The sequence below is a fragment of the Myxococcus sp. MISCRS1 genome (assembly GCF_026626605.1).
In the GTDB taxonomy this organism is placed as follows: Bacteria; Myxococcota; Myxococcia; order Myxococcales; family Myxococcaceae; genus Myxococcus; species Myxococcus fulvus.
The window spans coordinates 2292125-2307745 of record NZ_JAPNKB010000001.1 but is presented as its reverse complement, the minus strand read 5'-3'; the positions used below and the strand labels follow the sequence as shown (position 1 = coordinate 2307745).

13 protein-coding genes are annotated in these 15621 nt (G+C 70.2%); 7 read left to right on the top strand and 6 right to left on the bottom strand.

Going from position 1 to position 15621, the window contains the following annotated elements; all coding sequences use genetic code 11:
* The first annotated feature begins 113 nt into the window (after window positions 1-113).
* From OWM54_RS08680 to OWM54_RS08670, 3 genes are all read left to right on the top strand, one after another.
* Complete coding sequence (locus OWM54_RS08680; protein WP_267697181.1) at window positions 114-875, top strand: crotonase/enoyl-CoA hydratase family protein; 762 nt, start codon at window positions 114-116, stop codon at window positions 873-875.
* 49 nt (window positions 876-924) lie between these two features.
* Entirely contained in the window at window positions 925-2070 is a 1146-nt protein-coding gene (locus OWM54_RS08675) for a cystathionine gamma-synthase (RefSeq protein ID WP_267697180.1), read from the top strand.
* A gap of 189 nt (window positions 2071-2259) precedes the next feature.
* A complete protein-coding gene (locus tag OWM54_RS08670; RefSeq protein WP_267697179.1) occupies window positions 2260-4125 on the top strand; it encodes a metallophosphoesterase in 1866 nt (621 codons plus the stop codon).
* Between the two features lie 52 nt (window positions 4126-4177).
* On the opposite strand, the gene OWM54_RS08665 is transcribed toward OWM54_RS08670, so the two are convergent.
* Both OWM54_RS08665 and OWM54_RS08660 read right to left on the bottom strand, forming a co-directional pair.
* Window positions 4178-5617, bottom strand: a complete 1440-nt coding sequence (locus tag OWM54_RS08665) for a tail fiber domain-containing protein (protein ID WP_267697178.1) — start codon at window positions 5615-5617, stop codon at window positions 4178-4180.
* Window positions 5618-6078: 461 nt separating this feature from the next.
* A complete protein-coding gene (locus tag OWM54_RS08660) occupies window positions 6079-6345 on the bottom strand; it encodes a hypothetical protein (RefSeq protein WP_141327555.1) in 267 nt (88 codons plus the stop codon).
* Window positions 6346-6491: 146 nt separating this feature from the next.
* On the opposite strand from OWM54_RS08660, the gene OWM54_RS08655 reads away from it, so the two are divergent.
* Window positions 6492-6950 carry a MaoC family dehydratase gene (locus OWM54_RS08655; RefSeq protein WP_267701106.1) on the top strand — a complete coding sequence of 153 codons (459 nt, stop codon included), beginning with the start codon at window positions 6492-6494 and terminating at the stop codon, window positions 6948-6950.
* 272 nt (window positions 6951-7222) lie between these two features.
* Here OWM54_RS08655 and OWM54_RS08650 read toward each other — a convergent pair whose 3' ends face one another.
* The 3 genes from OWM54_RS08650 to OWM54_RS08640 are packed head-to-tail and all read right to left on the bottom strand — an operon-like array spanning window position 7223 to window position 10111.
* Complete coding sequence (locus OWM54_RS08650) at window positions 7223-8038, bottom strand: isocitrate lyase/PEP mutase family protein (RefSeq protein WP_267697177.1); 816 nt, start codon at window positions 8036-8038, stop codon at window positions 7223-7225.
* A 44-nt stretch (window positions 8039-8082) separates the two neighbouring features.
* Entirely contained in the window at window positions 8083-8622 is a 540-nt protein-coding gene (ogt, locus tag OWM54_RS08645; protein ID WP_223784935.1) for a methylated-DNA--[protein]-cysteine S-methyltransferase, read from the bottom strand.
* On the bottom strand, window positions 8615-10111 hold the full coding sequence (locus OWM54_RS08640; protein WP_267701105.1) for an AlkA N-terminal domain-containing protein: 1497 nt from the start codon (window positions 10109-10111) through the stop codon (window positions 8615-8617). The genes ogt and OWM54_RS08640 overlap by 8 nt, the downstream gene beginning before the upstream one ends.
* A 144-nt stretch (window positions 10112-10255) precedes the next feature.
* On the opposite strand from OWM54_RS08640, the gene OWM54_RS08635 reads away from it, so the two are divergent.
* Window positions 10256-11602 carry a hypothetical protein gene (locus tag OWM54_RS08635; protein ID WP_267697176.1) on the top strand — a complete coding sequence of 449 codons (1347 nt, stop codon included), beginning with the start codon at window positions 10256-10258 and terminating at the stop codon, window positions 11600-11602.
* A 90-nt stretch (window positions 11603-11692) separates the two neighbouring features.
* Here OWM54_RS08635 and OWM54_RS08630 read toward each other — a convergent pair whose 3' ends face one another.
* Entirely contained in the window at window positions 11693-13060 is a 1368-nt protein-coding gene (locus tag OWM54_RS08630; RefSeq protein WP_267697175.1) for a pyridoxal-phosphate dependent enzyme, read from the bottom strand.
* A gap of 357 nt (window positions 13061-13417) precedes the next feature.
* Between OWM54_RS08630 and OWM54_RS08625 the strand changes: the two genes are divergently transcribed.
* Both OWM54_RS08625 and OWM54_RS08620 read left to right on the top strand, forming a co-directional pair.
* Window positions 13418-14458 carry an aminoglycoside phosphotransferase family protein gene (locus OWM54_RS08625; protein ID WP_046712220.1) on the top strand — a complete coding sequence of 347 codons (1041 nt, stop codon included), beginning with the start codon at window positions 13418-13420 and terminating at the stop codon, window positions 14456-14458.
* A gap of 28 nt (window positions 14459-14486) precedes the next feature.
* The gene (locus OWM54_RS08620) at window positions 14487-15518 is read left to right on the top strand and encodes a nucleotidyltransferase family protein (protein ID WP_267697174.1); all 1032 of its coding nucleotides are present in this window, start codon (window positions 14487-14489) and stop codon (window positions 15516-15518) included.
* Window positions 15519-15621 lie beyond the last annotated feature (103 nt).

The window sequence follows — 15621 nt, the reverse complement described above, 5'->3', positions numbered from 1 at the left end:
TGAGCATGTGGTTGCGCCATCACCCTCGCCGCAATGCGTCCTCGCAGAGCGCAGGGGGCGTCAACGCGCCGAGGTGATTGCGGTGCGGCTGCGCGCGGAGAAGACTCCGCGCCATGAGCGTGCGCACCGAGAAGAACGGCCCCGTCACCACCGTCGTCCTCCACCGTCCCGAGGTGCGCAACGCCGTGGACGGTGCCACCGCGCAGCTGCTCGCGGACGCCTTCCGCGCCTTCGACGCGGACGCGGAGTCGCGAGTCGGCGTCCTCCACGGCGACGGAGGCACCTTCTGCGCGGGCGCGGACCTCAAGGCCGTCTCCGAAGGCCGTATGCCGCGTCTCCAGATGGACGGCGACGGTCCCATGGGCCCCTCGCGCATGGTGCTGGGCAAGCCCGTCATCGCGGCCATCGGCGGCCACGCCGTCGCGGGGGGCCTGGAGCTGGCGCTGTGGTGTGATTTGCGCGTCGTCGAGGAGGACGCGGTGCTCGGCGTCTTCTGCCGGCGCTGGGGCGTGCCGCTCATCGACGGAGGCACCGTGCGGCTGCCCCGGCTCATCGGGTTGTCCCGGGCCCTGGACCTCATCCTCACCGGCCGCCCCGTGTCCGCCCAGGAGGCGCTGGGCATGGGGCTGGTCAACCGCGTCGTCCCCAAGGGCCAGGCCCGGGAGGCCGCCGAGGCGCTCGCCCGGGAGGTGGCCGCCTTCCCCCAGGCCTGCATGAACGCGGACCGCGCCTCGGCCTACGCCCAGGGGGGCCTCTCCCAGGAAGAAGCACTGCGTCAGGAGTTCATCCGGGGCGTCAAGGTGCTGGAGTCCGAGTCCGTCCCGGGGGCCACCCGCTTCGCGAAGGGGGCCGGGCGGCACGGGAAGTTCGAGTAATGCGGAGGTGCTGATGCACGGCCCGGGGGCCTGTGTTAGTCCCCCCGCCATGCGCTTCGACACCCTCGCCATTCATGCCGGCCAGGAGCCGGACCCCACGACGGGCGCCATCATGACCCCCGTCTACCTGACCTCCACCTACGTCCAGGACGGGCCGGGGGAACACAAGGGCTACGAGTACAGCCGTACGCAGAACCCCACCCGCAAGGCGCTCCAGGACTGCCTGGCCGCGCTCGAGGGCGCGAAGTACGGCGCCGCCTTCGCCTCCGGCCTCGCGGGCACCGACATGCTGATGCACATGTTGGATCACGGTGACCACGTCATCGTCTCCGACGACGTGTACGGCGGCACCTTCCGCCTGTTCGACAAGGTCTACAAGCGCTGCGGCTTGAACTTCTCCTTCGTCGACCTGTCCCAGCCGGGCGCCTTCGAGAAGGCGATTACCCCGAAGACGAAGATGGTGTGGGTGGAGACGCCCACCAACCCGATGCTCAAGCTCATCGACCTGGCCGCCATCGCCCAGGTCGCCAAGAAGCACAGCATCCTCGCCGTCGCCGACAACACGTTCATGACGCCGTACTTCCAGCGCCCGCTGGACCTCGGCTTCGACGTGGTGGCGCACTCCACCACCAAGTACCTCAACGGCCACAGCGACGTGGTGGGCGGCTTCGTCTGCACCAGCCGCGATGACGTCGCCGAGCGGATGTACTTCCTCCAGAACGCGGTGGGCGGCGTGTCCGGCGCGTTCGACAGCTTCCTCGTGCTGCGTGGCGTGAAGACGCTCCACGTCCGCATGGACCGCCACGCGCACAACGCGATGAAGGTGGCCCAGTACCTGGCCACGCACCCGAAGGTGAAGAAGGTCACCTACCCGGGCCTGGAGACGCACCCGCAGCACGCGCTCGCCAAGCAGCAGATGACGGGCTTCGGCGGCATGCTGACGTTCGACATCCACGGCGGCCTGGAGGCGGCGCGCACCTTCCTCAAGACGGTGAAGGTCTTCGCCTGCGCGGAGTCGCTCGGCGGCGTCGAGTCCCTCATCGAGCACCCGGCCATCATGACCCACGCCTCCGTGCCCAAGGAGACGCGCGAGAAGCTCGGCATCGCCGACGGCTTCATCCGCCTGTCCGTGGGCATCGAGGACGCGCGGGACCTCATCGATGACCTGGCCCAGGCGCTCGACGCGGCGAAGTAGCCCGCATCCCCGACCAGCAGGCCGCTGACCCAGGGCCTCCTTGCTCCCTCTTCGTGGGGCGCATGGAGGCCCTTCGTCCGTGCGCGCCCTGACGGCCGTGGCTCGCGCTCGGCTGCCCAGCCGCCTGGGAGGATGCGCGACTGTCGGGTATCGGAATGTTCAGCGGTGCGGGTCGATTGGGGGCCGACCATGAGCAACCGACCGATTCTCTCCGCTTGCCTGCTGGGCGTGCTGTGTTCGGCCGCCTCCGGCTGTGACGAGCCCCTCTCTTCTCCCGACAAGTCCGCGCCCGTCGAGACGCCCGCTCCCGAGGCCTCCGACGTCGCCGGGACTCCGCTGACGGCGCCCGACTGCCGCATCCTCACCACGCAGCTGGCGACGGCGAGTGGCGATGACGGTGAGGGCAGCGTCGCCGCGAACTCGCAGGACGATGATGTGTCGACGCGCTGGAGCGGGCCGGGCGTGGGCGCGTTCCTCACGATGGACCTGGGCTCGTCGCAGTCCGTGGCGGGCGTCACCGTGGCGTGGCACCGTGGCAACGAACGACAGAACCACTTCGTCCTCTCCACGTCCGTGGACGGCGTGAGCTTCACCCAGGCCCTCGCGGGAGACAGTGCGCTGAACACGCAGGCGCAGACGTATGCGTTCAGCGCGCGTCAGGCGCGCTACGTGCGCGTCACCGTGAACGGGAACACGGTGAACGACTGGGCCTCCATCACCGAGGCGCGAGCGTGTGGTGAGCTCACGGTGCCGCCCGCGCCCACGGCGGACTCGGGGCCCGTGCTGCCGCGCCTGCCGTACCTCCAGAGCGTGGGGCCCACGAGCGCCATCATCGCGTTCCGCTCGGGTGTGTCGTGTACGCCCTTCGTGCGCTTCGGCGACGGCTCGCTGCTGGCGCGCACGGCGACGGCCACCGTCGCGGGCTGGCGTCACGCGGTGAAGCTGGAGGGACTGCGGCCGGGACAGTCCTATGGGTACAGCGTGGAGGCGTGCGGCTCCGTCACGGGGCTGCGGACGTTCCGCACGGCGTCGGCTCCGGGGACGCCGCGCGTGCACTTCACGACGATGGGGGACTTCGGCACGGGCGGCTCCGCGCAGTCGAAGGTGATGGCGGTGATGAACAAGCCCGAGTGGCGCGGGGAGTTCCTCGTCGCGCTGGGGGACAACGCCTACGCCTCCGGCACGGACCAGGAGTTCCAGGACCGGATGTTCAAGCCCATGGCCGCGCTGCTGCGCGAGGTGCCGGTGTTCCCCGTGCTGGGCAATCACGAGTACGTGACGAACCAGGGCCAGCCCTACCTCGACAACTTCTACCTGCCGGCGAACAACCCCGCCAAGAGCGAGCGCTACTACTCGTTCGACTGGGGCAACGTGCACTTCGTGGCGCTCGACTCCAACTGCGCCATCGGCATGGCGTCCTCGGACCGGTGCTCGGCATCCGCGCAGCAGGCGTGGGCCGAGCAGGACCTGGCGGCGAGCAAGCTTCCGTGGAAGGTCGTCTTCTTCCACCACCCGGCCTGGTCCAGCGGCGAGCACGGCTCCCAGCTCACCGTGCGCCGCGCCTACGCGCCCATGTTCGAGAAGCACGGCGTGGACCTGGTGCTCACGGGGCATGACCACAACTACGAGCGCAGCAAGCCGATGAAGGGCGACGCGGTGGCGCCGTCGGGCACGCGCGGAATCCCCTACGTCGTGGTCGGCAGCGGCGGCGCGACGCTGCGCTCCTTCCCGAGCAGCCAGCCCTCGTGGACGGCGCTGCGCGACAACCAGGTGTACGGCTTCATGGATGTCATCGTGGACGGGGGCACGCTGACGGCGCGGCTCATCACCTCCACGGGCACCGTGCGCGACACCCTCACGCTCACGAAGACGCTGCCGACGACGTGGATGACGACGAAGCTCGAAGCGATGGAGACAGTGCCCGGTCCCGTCGACGACCCGGCCCGCATGCCGGAGAGCCTGCGGGCCCGGCCTCTGCTGCCTCCCGCGGACCGGCTGGAGGACGTGGCCGATGCGCCCGAGCCGCCCGTGCTCAGCGCGGAGGAAGTCCCGTAGCGCCTGAGCCCTCGCCACGGCGGAGCGTGCGCCGTGGCGAGCCTTCACCTCATCAGTGCCGCGAGTCCTTCGCCTGGATGGCGGCTTCCAGTCGGGACAGGCCGCGCTTGAGCTCGGCGAGCTCGCGCTTGAGCGCATCGACCTCCGCGGTCTTCTCTCGCAGCTCGCGCGTGCGGACCTCCAGCGCCTGGATGGCGGCCAGGTTGACGCCGTCCATGTCCAGCTGGCCGATGGTCTTGTCCCCCGCGCCCAGGCCGAAGGCCGCGTGGAAGTCCTGCGCCACCGGACCCAGGTGGCGCACCTCGCTTGCCTCGCCCTTGAAGCGCCAGGTGGAGATGGGCAGCCTGGCGACCTTCGTCAGCAGCGCCTCGCCGTCGACCTGGCGGAAGTCCTCCTTCAGGTTCCGGTCCGACGAGCACTCCCACCCCGCGGAGTTCGTGCGCAGCTCGCAGCGCGAGCCCAGGTTGGCGCTCGTGTAGAACATGACACCGCCCGCGGCGCGGACCATGAACTGGTTGTCGTTGACGATGCTGGCCGTGCTCACGCCGGAGCGGTCTCCCCAGATGAACGCGCCCGTCTTCCCGTTCGTCGACACATCCTGTCCGAGCGCGAAGCTGTAGTTGCCGGTGGCCTGGACGCTTGCGCCGATCGCCAGCGCGCCGCGGCCCGAGACCGTGTTCCCGGTGCCGAGCCCGATGGCGGAGAGGCCGGTGACGTTGTTGCCGCTCCCCATCGCGATGCCGCCCACCTCGCTGGTGGTGTTCCCTGCGCCCAGCGCGATGGAGCTGTCACCGCGCGCCACGTTGTCCTTCCCCATGGCGAACGACGCGGCCCCCTTGGCCAGCGAGCGATAGCCACCCGCCCAGGAGAAGTTGCCGACGCTGCCGTCATCCCACTGCGTCTCCGTGTAGCCCGCGCGGAACGCCGCGAGGCCCGGCGCCCACATCAGCCGGGTGCCCGCGCCCGACACCGGCAATAGCCCCTTGTCCACCTCGCCGCTCGCCACCAGGCCTCCCGCCGAGTCCACGGTGAAGACCGGGAACTGCTTCCAGCTCGCGCCCGCCGACGTGGTGTTCAGCACCCTGAGCAGCGGACCCGGCGACTCGACGGTGGAGGCCGCGTCGACGAGTAGGTCCGAGCGCGTCGACAGCTGCCCGTGGGTGGTGCCCGAGCCCGTGAGCGCGAAGGAGCCCGTCTGCGCGGCGGTGGTGTTCTGCACGTAGTGCGCGCTGCCCGCCAGGGGCGCTCGCGCATCCGTGAGTCTCGGGTCGCTGGTCGGCACCGGCGCGTTGGCGCCGTCGTAGCGCACCCGCAGGACGTTGCCTTCCAACGCCAGCCCCTCGCCCACCTCCCAGCCGGTGCCACTCGGCCCCTGGGGACCTTGAGGGCCCTGCGGCCCCTGGAGTCCCTCGGCGCCGCGCGCTCCATCCGAGCCACAGCCCAGCCCCGCGAAGGTGACGCCCAGCGCGGCCAGCCATGTCCTGACACCCATTCGATTCCTCCTGGCGAGATAGGGCCCGAAGTCTAGCGCCCTACGCGCCAGGTAATCTCGGAGAGATGGGTTCTCTCCGTGTCCTACCCGGGTGCCGGTGAACGATACGCCCCAGGGGCAGTGACGCGTCTCGCGCCCGGTGTGGGGACAGGCGCGGCATTGTCGGGCGCTGGGGGTCCTGGCGAGGGCGCCGCATTTCGGACACCGGTTGATGACGGCGGTGTCGGGGGGCTCGGCCAGGAAGCGGCGTTCGAGGTGACGGGCGGGGCCTTCCTTCCCCATCCTTAAAGGGGCGCGGGCTTCGAATGGCCCGCGCCCCCTCACTCCTCGGCGGTGCTCCTCCTGTTGTACTGGAGGGGCGAGAGGCTCCTCATATGAGCCGCACCGCGGTTGCCCACGGGCGCTCGCGCGTGAGCCTGCAGAGCGCGTCGCGCCGAAACATCGGACGAATCAAGCCCGGGCTACATGCAGCGGTTTTCACAGACACCCAGCAGACAGAACCAGCACGGGCCCACGCACGTGGGGCGACAGGCCGCGTTGGAGTGCTCGCTGGTGGCGAGCGTCATGTCCGAGGGCGGCAGGCTCACCGTCTCCTCACAGGTCGTCTCGCCCGCGTCCTGGGCGAGCGCGGCGGGCGTCTCCCCCGTGGACAGGGCGGCGAGCCCCACCACGAGCAGGGTGCACAGCAACATGAACAGGGACCGCTGGCGCTCGAGCTTCGCGAACATCCGTGTCTCCTTGGTGGTGTCGGGATGAGGCCCCGCCAGTCTGTCATGAAACGTACTTAGCAAGGAAATCGAGCAATCGATGAGGCGGGGCGGGGAGGGGACGCAAGGCGTTGCCGCGGCACGTCGAGCGGCCTATGGAAGAGGTCATGCGCTACTTCGACGACTTCCAACCCGGCGAGGCGAGTGAGGCCGGCCCCTACGTGGTCTCCCGCGAGGAGATCATCGCCTTCGCGAAGCAGTTCGACCCGCAACCCTTCCACCTGAGCGACGAGGGTGGGCGCGAGGGCATCTTCGGAGGCCTCATCGCGAGCGGGTGGCACACCGCGTCCATCTGCCACAAGCTGGCGGTGGAGCACCTGTTGAGCAAGACCGCGAGCCTGGGTTCACCGGGCCTGGACGAGCTGCGCTGGCTCAAGCCCGTGCGTCCCGGTGACGCGCTCACCGCGCGCTTCGAGGTGCTCTCCACCACGCCGTCGCGCAGCAAGGCGGACCGGGGCGCCATCAAGTTCCGCTTCGAGGTGCGCAACCAGCACGGCGAGGTGGTGATGACGGAGGTCGCCAACGCGCTGTTCGCCCGGCGGCCCGAGGGGAGCGCGACGAAGTAGGGCTCCTCGGGGCGAGGGTTCGCGAGCCCGTGCGGCCGTCCTCTCGCGCATCAGGTCGCTCCGAGGCTTCGCGCCTTGGCGCATCGCGAGCCGGGGCTCCCACCCGGCCACCCGCTTGTCGTGCCCCGGGCAGGTCCCCGGGGCAATGAGACGCGAGCCCGGGGGCAGCCCCTCGCGCGTCGGGTCGTGCCGAGGTCTCGCACTTCAGTGCGTCGCGCACCGGCCGCCGCGCGCGATGGAGGGAGACGGGCGATGCCCTTCGCGGGGGCCGGTCAGCGCTCCGCCATCAGCTTGTTGAGCACCGGATAGGAGATGCCCGCCTCCGGAGCGGGGGCGGCGGCGCCGTCTCGCAGGAACTCCGTGGAGAGCGCGGCCACGCGGCCGAGGATGGACTGGGCCATGCCCGCGCCGGCGCTGACGCGACGCACGCCGAGCGTGGCGAGCTCCGACGCGGCGGGCAGCCCCGCCATCGCCATGAGGTTCACCGGCAGCCCGGCCTCGGATGTCACGACCTTGATTTCCGCGGGCGTCTTCAAGCCCGGCACGAAGAGCCCGTCCGCGCCCGCCGCCTTGTAGCGCCGCGCCCGCGACAGCGTCTCCTCCACGCGCTTGTCCGCCGGACCGATGCCCTTCAGGAACACATCCGTGCGCGCGTTGATGAACAGGTCCAGCCCGCGCCCGGCCACCGCGCGCTTCACCGCCTCAATCTTCGCGCACAAGAGGTCCGCGCTCCCGGAGCCGTCCTCCAGGTTGATGCCCACGCCCCCCGCGTCGAGCACGCCGAGCGCCACCTCACCCACCGCCTTCGGGTCGTCCGAGTAACCGCCCTCCATGTCCACCGTCAGCGGCACCTTCACCACGCGCGCGATGGAGGCCACGGTGTCGAGCAACCGGCTCACCGGCAGCGCGTCTCCGTCCGGATACCCCTGGGCCCACGCCACCCCCGCGCTCGTGGTGGCGAGCGCCCTGGCACCCAGGCTCTCCATGACGCGCGCGCTGCCCGCGTCCCATGCGTTGACCAGCAACAACAGCCCCGCCTCGTGCAGCTGGCGGAAGGCTCGAATCGAATCGGAAGGCGCGACAGGCATGGGGTGGTCCTCGAGGGGTGTGGGGGAGTGGGCCCGCGTCGACGTCAGGACTTCAAGAGGGGCAGGGCCCTGGACTCGTGGCTGAGTAACCAGCGCTTGCGCTGGATGCCACCTCCATAACCCGTGAGCGAGCCATTGGCGCCCACCACGCGATGACACGGCACGACGATGCCCACGGGGTTCGCGCCATTGGCCAGTCCCACCGCGCGCACCGCCGCGGGCCGACCGATTCTGCGCGCGAGCTCCGAGTAGGAGACGGTGCTCCCACACGGAATCGAGCGCAGCGCGGCCCACACCTCGCGCTGGAAGTCGGTGCCCGCGGTCCTCACGGGCAGCGTGTCGATGACGTCGAGCCTGCCGGAGAAATACGCGCGCATCGTGCCGGTGAGCCCGCCCGGGTCGCGCGCCTCCTCCAGCGTATACCCCTTCTCGCCGTAGTGCAGGCGCAGCAACTGGAGCATGCGCGCCTCGTGCTCCGTCCAGTCCACGGCGCGCAGGTGGCCCTCGCGGTCCGCGATGATGACCAGCTCGCCGATGGGCGTGTCCGTCCTGTCGATGAGGAATCGTGCCGTCGTCTCAGCCATGGCGCACCTCCGGAAGGCGAGGGCGCGGACCCGGATCCGCGGCCCACAGGTGTTGCGCGGCGTAGGCCCGCCAGGGCCGCCAGGGCTCCGCGCGTCGCAGCAGCGCCTCGGGCGTGGGTCGCGCGCCTTCGTCCGTGGCCGCGCTCCTCAGGAGCGCCACGTCGCTCGCGGGGAACGCGTCCGTCTCGCGCAGCGCGCGCAGGGCGATGTACTGCGCGGTCCACTCGCCCACGCCGCGGATGGAGCGCAGCCGGGTGATGCCCTCCTCGACGGTGCCGAACGGCTGGAACAACAGCGGGTCCGCCAGCGCCGCCTCGGCCATGGCCTTGAGGGCCGCCTTGCGCGCGGACGGCATGCCCAGCGCGCCCAGGTCCGCGTGGGCCACGCGCTCCGGTGACGGGAACACCCGCGTCAGCCCCGAGGGCAATCCCTCCACGGGCCCCTCGGAGCACAGCGCCACCAGTCGGCCCGCGAGCCCGCGCGCCGCCTCCACCGAGACCTGTTGTCCGAGGATGGCGCGCACCGCCAGCTCGAACCCGTCCCAGGCGCCCGGAGCCCGCAGGCCGGGCCGCTGCGCCACGAGGCCCGCGAGGAACGGGTCCTTCGACAGGTGCTCGCCAATCGCCTCGATGTCCGCGCCCACGTCGAACACGCGCCGCACGCGCGCGACGATGGCCGGCAGCGATTGCACGCGCGCGAAGCGGATGCACACCACCAGGTTGTTGCGCCCCGGCTCGTGGGATACCTCCACCGTCCCCACGGCGCCGTCCTGGGACACGGTGCGCTGGTAGCTTGCGCCGTGCACGCGCTCCACGCCCTCGATGGCGCGCGCGGAGAGATAGGCGAGCATCGCGGCCCAGTCATACGGGGGCCGGTAGCGCAGCCGCAGCGTCACGCCCGCGTCCGCGGGCTCCTCGGTCATGCTCTTGCGGCGCAGCGCGCCTGGCGCCCGCTGGTAGAGCGCCTGGAAGGTCTCGTTGAAGCGGCGGATGCTGCCGAAGCCCGAGGCCAGCGCCACCTGGGACAGCGGCATGCGCGTCTCCTGGATGAGCTGCTTGGCGAAGAGCACGCGCCGCGTCTGCGCCACGGCCACCGGCGTCGCGCCCAGGTGCTGCTTGAACAGGCGGCGCAGCTGCCGGTCTCCCACGCCCAGCCGCTCCGCCAGCGCGTCCACGCCCGCCTCGCCGCCGTCCAGCGCGCCCTCCGCGATGAGCGCGAGCGCGCGCGACACGGTGTTGGACGTGCCCCGCCACGAGGCCAGGTCCGGCGCCGTCTCCGGGCGGCAGCGCAGGCACGGCCGGAAGCCCTCCTCCTGCGCGGCGGCGGCCGACGCGTGGAACCGGCAGTTCTCCTTCTTCGGCGTGCGGGCCGGGCAGACAGGGCGGCAGTAGATGCCCGTGGACGTCACCCCGACGAAGAGTCGGCCGTCGAAGCGGGCATCCCGCGACTGGAGCGCGCGGTAGCAGGCGTCGGTGTCGAGCAGGTCCATGCCCCGGACAGTGTCACCCGCGTGGCCCGCACGCTCGCGGTTTTCGGACATGAATGGCCCTACCGGCCCCAGCCTTTCCGCGCGGACACCGCCCGGCTAGGCTCACGCGGTCTGGCCTGCCACGGGCCTTGGGGGGAGCACGACATGATCATCGTCTACCAGTCGCTGGAATCCACCGGAAAGAAGGAGGACTCCCTGGGGACGGCGCTCATGGGCAACTCGTTCAAGCACGGGGCGCAGTCCAACGTGGGGGAGATCTACTCCCTGGACAACAACCAGACGCTGACCTTCCAGACGCCCGTCTACGACCTGGTCGCGAAGAAGATGACCTTCCCCTCGTCGACCATCCAGTTCGCGACCCAGGTCGAGTCGAAGGCCCTCTCGTCCCGCTACGACAAGGAGCGCAAGGAGCCCGGCGAGGGCAAGGCGCTGCTGTTGAGCTTCATGAAGGGCGTCATCGACACCATCACGAAGAGCGTGATGAACCGGACGCGCTCCAAGGGCGAGCTCCCCAGCGTGCGCCTGCCGGGCATCATCGTGTTGGGCGAGGCCTTCACGACGGACCTGCTCAAGGACCTGGGCGTCAGCTCCGTGGGGGGCTATCGGGTCGTCACGGGGATGAACCCCACAGGGGACTCACGCCACCGCTTCACCGTCCTCTTGCGCGAGGACCTGAACCTCCGCGACAGCGACATCGAGATGTTCCCGTACACGCTCACGTCCAACGACAACAAGGACGAGCAGGCCCGCTGCGTCATCCTGCGGGTCATGGGCTGGCTGATGGCGTTCGTGCACACGCCCAACGCCATCTGCAAGGACAGCACGCGGGTCATCAAGTATCTGGCGAACAACGCCAAGAACGTCACCACGAAGGAGAAGCTCGACCTGGTGATGGGCGACACGAATCAACCCACGAGCGACTTCGTCAAGAGCACCCTGAAGAATCAGCTCGGCGGTGAGGACTGGGTGTCGAGCGTGCTCGACGACAAGCAGGAACTCGTCGGCTTCGGCGGGCACAACGTGTTCAGCATCTCCGGCACGAACAGCACCTTCAAGACGCACTTCGACATCGCGTGCACGCCGCACATGACGGCGGTGGTCCGCGACGGCAAGGTGTTCGGGTTCGACGAGGACGACTCCAAGGCGAACCCGGCATTTGTCTTCCACGGGCTGACGGACAAGTTCACCGAGCTCGAGGGCAAGGCCTACGCCTACAGCGACCACAACGGCGTCATCGTCGAGGTGCTCCGCCAGAAGTCCGTCTACGCCCATCGCGAGCGGAAGCGGAAGGAGGAGCGCTGCTCGGACTGCCGCCGTCCGCTGACGGCGCTGGACCAGCTCGCGGGCAGACACCTGACGTGTCGCTACGCGCCCCTGGCCCTGCGGTGGAATCCGCCCGATGGCGAGGACGACGATGGGGAGGCGCCCGAGCGACAGTTCAAGAAGCGCAAGCCCGAGCCGCCTCCCGACAACGGCCTCGGCAACGGCTGACGAGGCCTGCCTGGAAGCACGAAGGGCCTCCCACCGGCGAACGGTGAGAGGCCCTCTGTGTGAACGACGTCGGCGCCCGAGGGCGCGGCGTCAGGCCGCGGTGCGGTGCAGGAAGTCGATGAGGTCGATCTTCGTGACGATGGCGACCACCTTCTCGCCCTCCTTCACGACGGCCACGTTGTCCTGCGCGAACACCTCGCGCAGCCGCGCGATGCTCGTGTCCAGCGACAGCGCCCCCTGCAGCGGCGCGACGATGGCGTCGATGGTGTCGGCGAACTTCACCTTCCCGGCGACCAGCGCGTTGAGCAAATCGTACTCGTGCACCATGCCCACCGCGCGGCCGTCCTCGGTGACGACCGGCATCTGGCTGATGCCATGGCCGCGCATCGTCTCCACGACCTGGTCCACCCGGTCGCCCTTGCGCGCCGTCTTCACGTCGCGCTGCTTGCTGCCCAGGATGTCGCGCACGGTGCCCGTGCCCTTGTCCTCGGCGAAGCCGTTGTCGCGCATCCACTCGTCCGAGTGGAACTTGCTGATGTAGCTGCTGCCGGAGTCGGGCAGCACCACGACGATGGTCTTCCCCTTGCCCACTTCCTTCGCCAGCTGCACGGCCACGTGCACCGCGGCGCCGGAGGAGCCACCCGCGAAGATGCCCTCCTCGCGCGCCAGGCGGCGGGCGGCGATGAAGCACTGGCGGTCATCGACCTGGCGCACGTCGTCCACGACCTTGAAGTCCATGGCGCCGCACAGCATGTCCTCGCCGATGCCCTCCACCTTGTAGACGTGCGGCTCGGTCAGCTTGCCCGTCTTGAAGTAGCCCTCGTAGACGGAGCCCTCGGGGTCCACGCCCACGTTCTTCAGGCCGGGGATCTTCTCCTTGAGGAACTTGCCGGCGCCGCTCATCGTCCCGCCCGTGCCCAGGCCGGAGACGAAGTAGTCCACCTTGCCGCCCGTCTGCTCGAAGATCTCCGGGCCGGTGAGGGAGTAGTGCGCCTCGATGTTGTCGGGGTTGTGGTACTGGTTCAGCATGAACGCGCCCGGCGTCTCGCGGTGCAGGCGCTTGGCCGTCTCGTAATAGCTGCGCGGGTCCTCGGCCGGCACGTTCGTCGGCGTCACCACCACCTGCGCGCCCAGCGCCTTCAGGCGGTTGATCTTCTCCAGGGACATCTTGTCCGGCATGGTGAAGATGCACTTGTAGCCCTTCACCGCCGCCGCCAGCGCCACGCCCATGCCGGTGTTGCCGGACGTGTTCTCCACGATGGTGCCGCCGGGCTTGAGCTTCCCCTCCCGCTCGGCCTTCTCGATGATGTACAGCGCCATGCGGTCCTTGATGGACGCGCCGGGGTTCATGAACTCGCACTTCACGAGCACCGTCGCGTCGTTGGGACCGACGAGCTTGTTGAGCTTGACGAGCGGCGTGTTGCCAATCGCGGTGAGGATGTTGTCGTGGATGTCCATCGCGGCTTCCAGAAAAAGGGGGGTTCGCGGCGCGTCTTATATGCCGCCCGCGCGGCCCGGTCGACAGCGGGAGACCATCTCCCCCGTCGGGGAGCAACAGTGTGCTCCCCGGGGGCCTTCCCCGCTGTGCTCCTCCCACCGTCCCCGGGGGTAGGCCGCTGTCCGGGCCTGCTCCGTCTGGGGGCGGCCGGCCTTCCGACGCGCCGCGACGGACGCGGGTGGGCGCCGTCGCGTACGTGACAGGCCGGGCGGCCAGGGGGCATCCGCCGCGTCCGGCCTTTGACGCGGAAAGTCGCCCCTCCCATACTCGCGGGCCATCTTCCTCTCGAAGACCCCCATTTGGAGAACCCCGTCGATATGGAACTCGAGGCCGCCCTGCGCGACCAGGTGGGACAGGCCATTGGCCGTCCCGTTCCCCAGGCTCCCATCAAGAAGCTGAAGGGAGACGCGAGCAACCGCTCGTACTACCGCGTCGGCGCACCCCCGGAGAGCTGGGTGGTGATGGAGATGCCGCTGGACGCGACGAAGAAGAGCGAGGAGGCCACCAAGGGTGAGCCGCCCAAGGAATTGCCCTTCGTCAACGTGCACCGCTACCTGGAGAAGCTGGGCGTGCGCGTGCCGCGAATCCTGCGCTACGACGAGCCGGCGGGGATGATGGTGCTCGAGGACCTGAGCGACATCACCTTCGAGTCCGCGCTGGAGGGCGGCAAGCACCGCGAGGCGCTCTACACCCGCGCGGTGGACCTGCTGGCGAAGCTGCGCGCCCAGGCGGAGAAGCACCAGGACCCGGACTGCCTGGCCTTCACGCGCGCGTTCGACGAGGACCTGTACGACTGGGAGCTGCACCACTTCCGCGAGTGGGGCCTGGAGGCGTGGAGCGGCAAGAAGCCCACGGCCGAGGAGCGCGCCGAGCTGGACGCCATCTTCCGCGACATCGCCAAGCAGCTGGCCGCCGCGCCCCGAGGCTTCACGCACCGCGACTACCAGAGCCGCAACATCATGGTGAAGGAGGGCGAGCTGGTGGTCATCGACTTCCAGGACGCGCTCCAGGGCCCGCGCCAGTACGACCTGGTGGCGCTCCTGCGCGACAGCTACGTGGAGCTGGACCGCGCGTTCGTGGACGCGATGCTGGACCGCTACATCGCCACGTTCCAGCAGGAGACGGGCGAGCGCATCGACCCGGTGGCGTTCAAGGCGTTCTTCGATTTGCTCACCGTGCAGCGCAAGCTGAAGGACGCGGGGCGCTTCGAGTACATCAATCGCTTCAAGGGCAACCCCGGCTTCCTGGTGTCCATCCCGGCGTCGCTGCGCTACGTGCGCGAGGCGTTCCGGCACCGTCCGGAGCTCGCGCGGTTGCAGGCGCTGGTGGCGAAGTACGTTCCGGAGCTGGCCGCCTGAGTCGGGCACCGGGGGAGGGGAGGCGACGATGAAGGCGATGGTCCTCTGCGCGGGGCTGGGCACGCGGCTGCGTCCGCTGACGGAAGCCTGGCCCAAGCCGGCGCTGCCGCTGTTGGGGCAGCCGCTCTTGCGCTACCACCTGGCGGTGCTGAAGGCCGCGGGCGTGACGGCGGTGGGCATCAACACGCACCACCTGCCGGACGCGATGGAGGCGGTGGCGCGCGAGGAGTGCGCTCGCGCGGGGCTGCCGCTGCACGTCGTGCGCGAGCCCGTCATCCAGGGCACGGGCGGAGGCATCCGGGGCCTGAGGGACTTCCTCTCCGACGGGGACTTCCTCGTCTTCAACGGCGACATCCTCTACCCGGTGGACCTGCGGCCCGTGGTCTCCATGCACCAGGCGTCCGGTGCGCTGGCGACCATGGTGCTGCAGCCCATGCCGGAGGGGGAGAAGTACGCGGCGGTGGAGCTGGACGGCGCGGGGCAGGTCCAGCGCATCGCGGGCCATGGTCCCGGGGGCGAGGGCCTGACGCCGTGGCACTTCACCGGCGTGCACGTGATGTCTGCGCGCATCTTCGACTTCATGACGGCCGAGGGGCCCGAGGACATCAACCGCGAGGTCTACGTGCGCGCGATGTCGGCGGGGCAGGTGGTGCGCGGCGTCCGCGTGGATGGGTACTGGTCCGACCTGGGCACGCCGTCGCGCTACCTGGCCACGGTGCGTGACGTGCTCGCGGGGCAGGTGCGGCTGGAGTGGCTGGGCGCGGCCTCGCCGCTGGCGGGGACGGTGCGTGGGCCGGGCGCGTCGTGGGCGCATCCGGAGGCGGACGTGCGCGGCGCGCGAGTGGAGGGACCCGCGTTCTTCGAGCGAGGCGTGTCGCTCGCGGCGGGCGTCGTCGTGGGCGCGAGTGTGTCGCTCGGCGGCGAGGTGAAGGTGGGCGAGGGGGCCCGGCTCAGCCGCGCCGCCGTGTTCGAGCGGACGGAGATTGCCCCGGGCGAGACGCTCGAGGAGGTCCTCGCCTGGAAGCAGCACCGGATTCCCGCGCCGCTCACCGGGCGCTGAATCCCGAGGAAGCCACCCCACCGCGCCCCGGGATGCGGCGGTCCCAGGCGTGCGCGGTGTTCCCGCCTGGCCGACCGCCCATCCCTTGGGGGCGGGTGGCTCG

What these genes read in the sequence shown, in the direction of transcription:
- OWM54_RS08620 (WP_267697174.1), top strand. Translation starts at nt 14,487, where the DNA reads ATGAAGGCGATGGTCCTCTGCGCGGGGCTGGGCACGCGGCTGCGTCCG.
- OWM54_RS08675 (WP_267697180.1), top strand. Translation starts at nt 925, where the DNA reads ATGCGCTTCGACACCCTCGCCATTCATGCCGGCCAGGAGCCGGACCCC.
- OWM54_RS08640 (WP_267701105.1), bottom strand. Translation starts at nt 10,111, where the DNA reads ATGGACCTGCTCGACACCGACGCCTGCTACCGCGCGCTCCAGTCGCGG.
- OWM54_RS08625 (WP_046712220.1), top strand. Translation starts at nt 13,418, where the DNA reads ATGGAACTCGAGGCCGCCCTGCGCGACCAGGTGGGACAGGCCATTGGC.
- OWM54_RS08630 (WP_267697175.1), bottom strand. Translation starts at nt 13,060, where the DNA reads ATGGACATCCACGACAACATCCTCACCGCGATTGGCAACACGCCGCTC.
- OWM54_RS08670 (WP_267697179.1), top strand. Translation starts at nt 2,260, where the DNA reads ATGAGCAACCGACCGATTCTCTCCGCTTGCCTGCTGGGCGTGCTGTGT.
- OWM54_RS08635 (WP_267697176.1), top strand. Translation starts at nt 10,256, where the DNA reads ATGATCATCGTCTACCAGTCGCTGGAATCCACCGGAAAGAAGGAGGAC.
- OWM54_RS08680 (WP_267697181.1), top strand. Translation starts at nt 114, where the DNA reads ATGAGCGTGCGCACCGAGAAGAACGGCCCCGTCACCACCGTCGTCCTC.
- OWM54_RS08655 (WP_267701106.1), top strand. Translation starts at nt 6,492, where the DNA reads ATGCGCTACTTCGACGACTTCCAACCCGGCGAGGCGAGTGAGGCCGGC.
- OWM54_RS08665 (WP_267697178.1), bottom strand. Translation starts at nt 5,617, where the DNA reads ATGGGTGTCAGGACATGGCTGGCCGCGCTGGGCGTCACCTTCGCGGGG.
- OWM54_RS08660 (WP_141327555.1), bottom strand. Translation starts at nt 6,345, where the DNA reads ATGTTCGCGAAGCTCGAGCGCCAGCGGTCCCTGTTCATGTTGCTGTGC.
- ogt (WP_223784935.1), bottom strand. Translation starts at nt 8,622, where the DNA reads ATGGCTGAGACGACGGCACGATTCCTCATCGACAGGACGGACACGCCC.
- OWM54_RS08650 (WP_267697177.1), bottom strand. Translation starts at nt 8,038, where the DNA reads ATGCCTGTCGCGCCTTCCGATTCGATTCGAGCCTTCCGCCAGCTGCAC.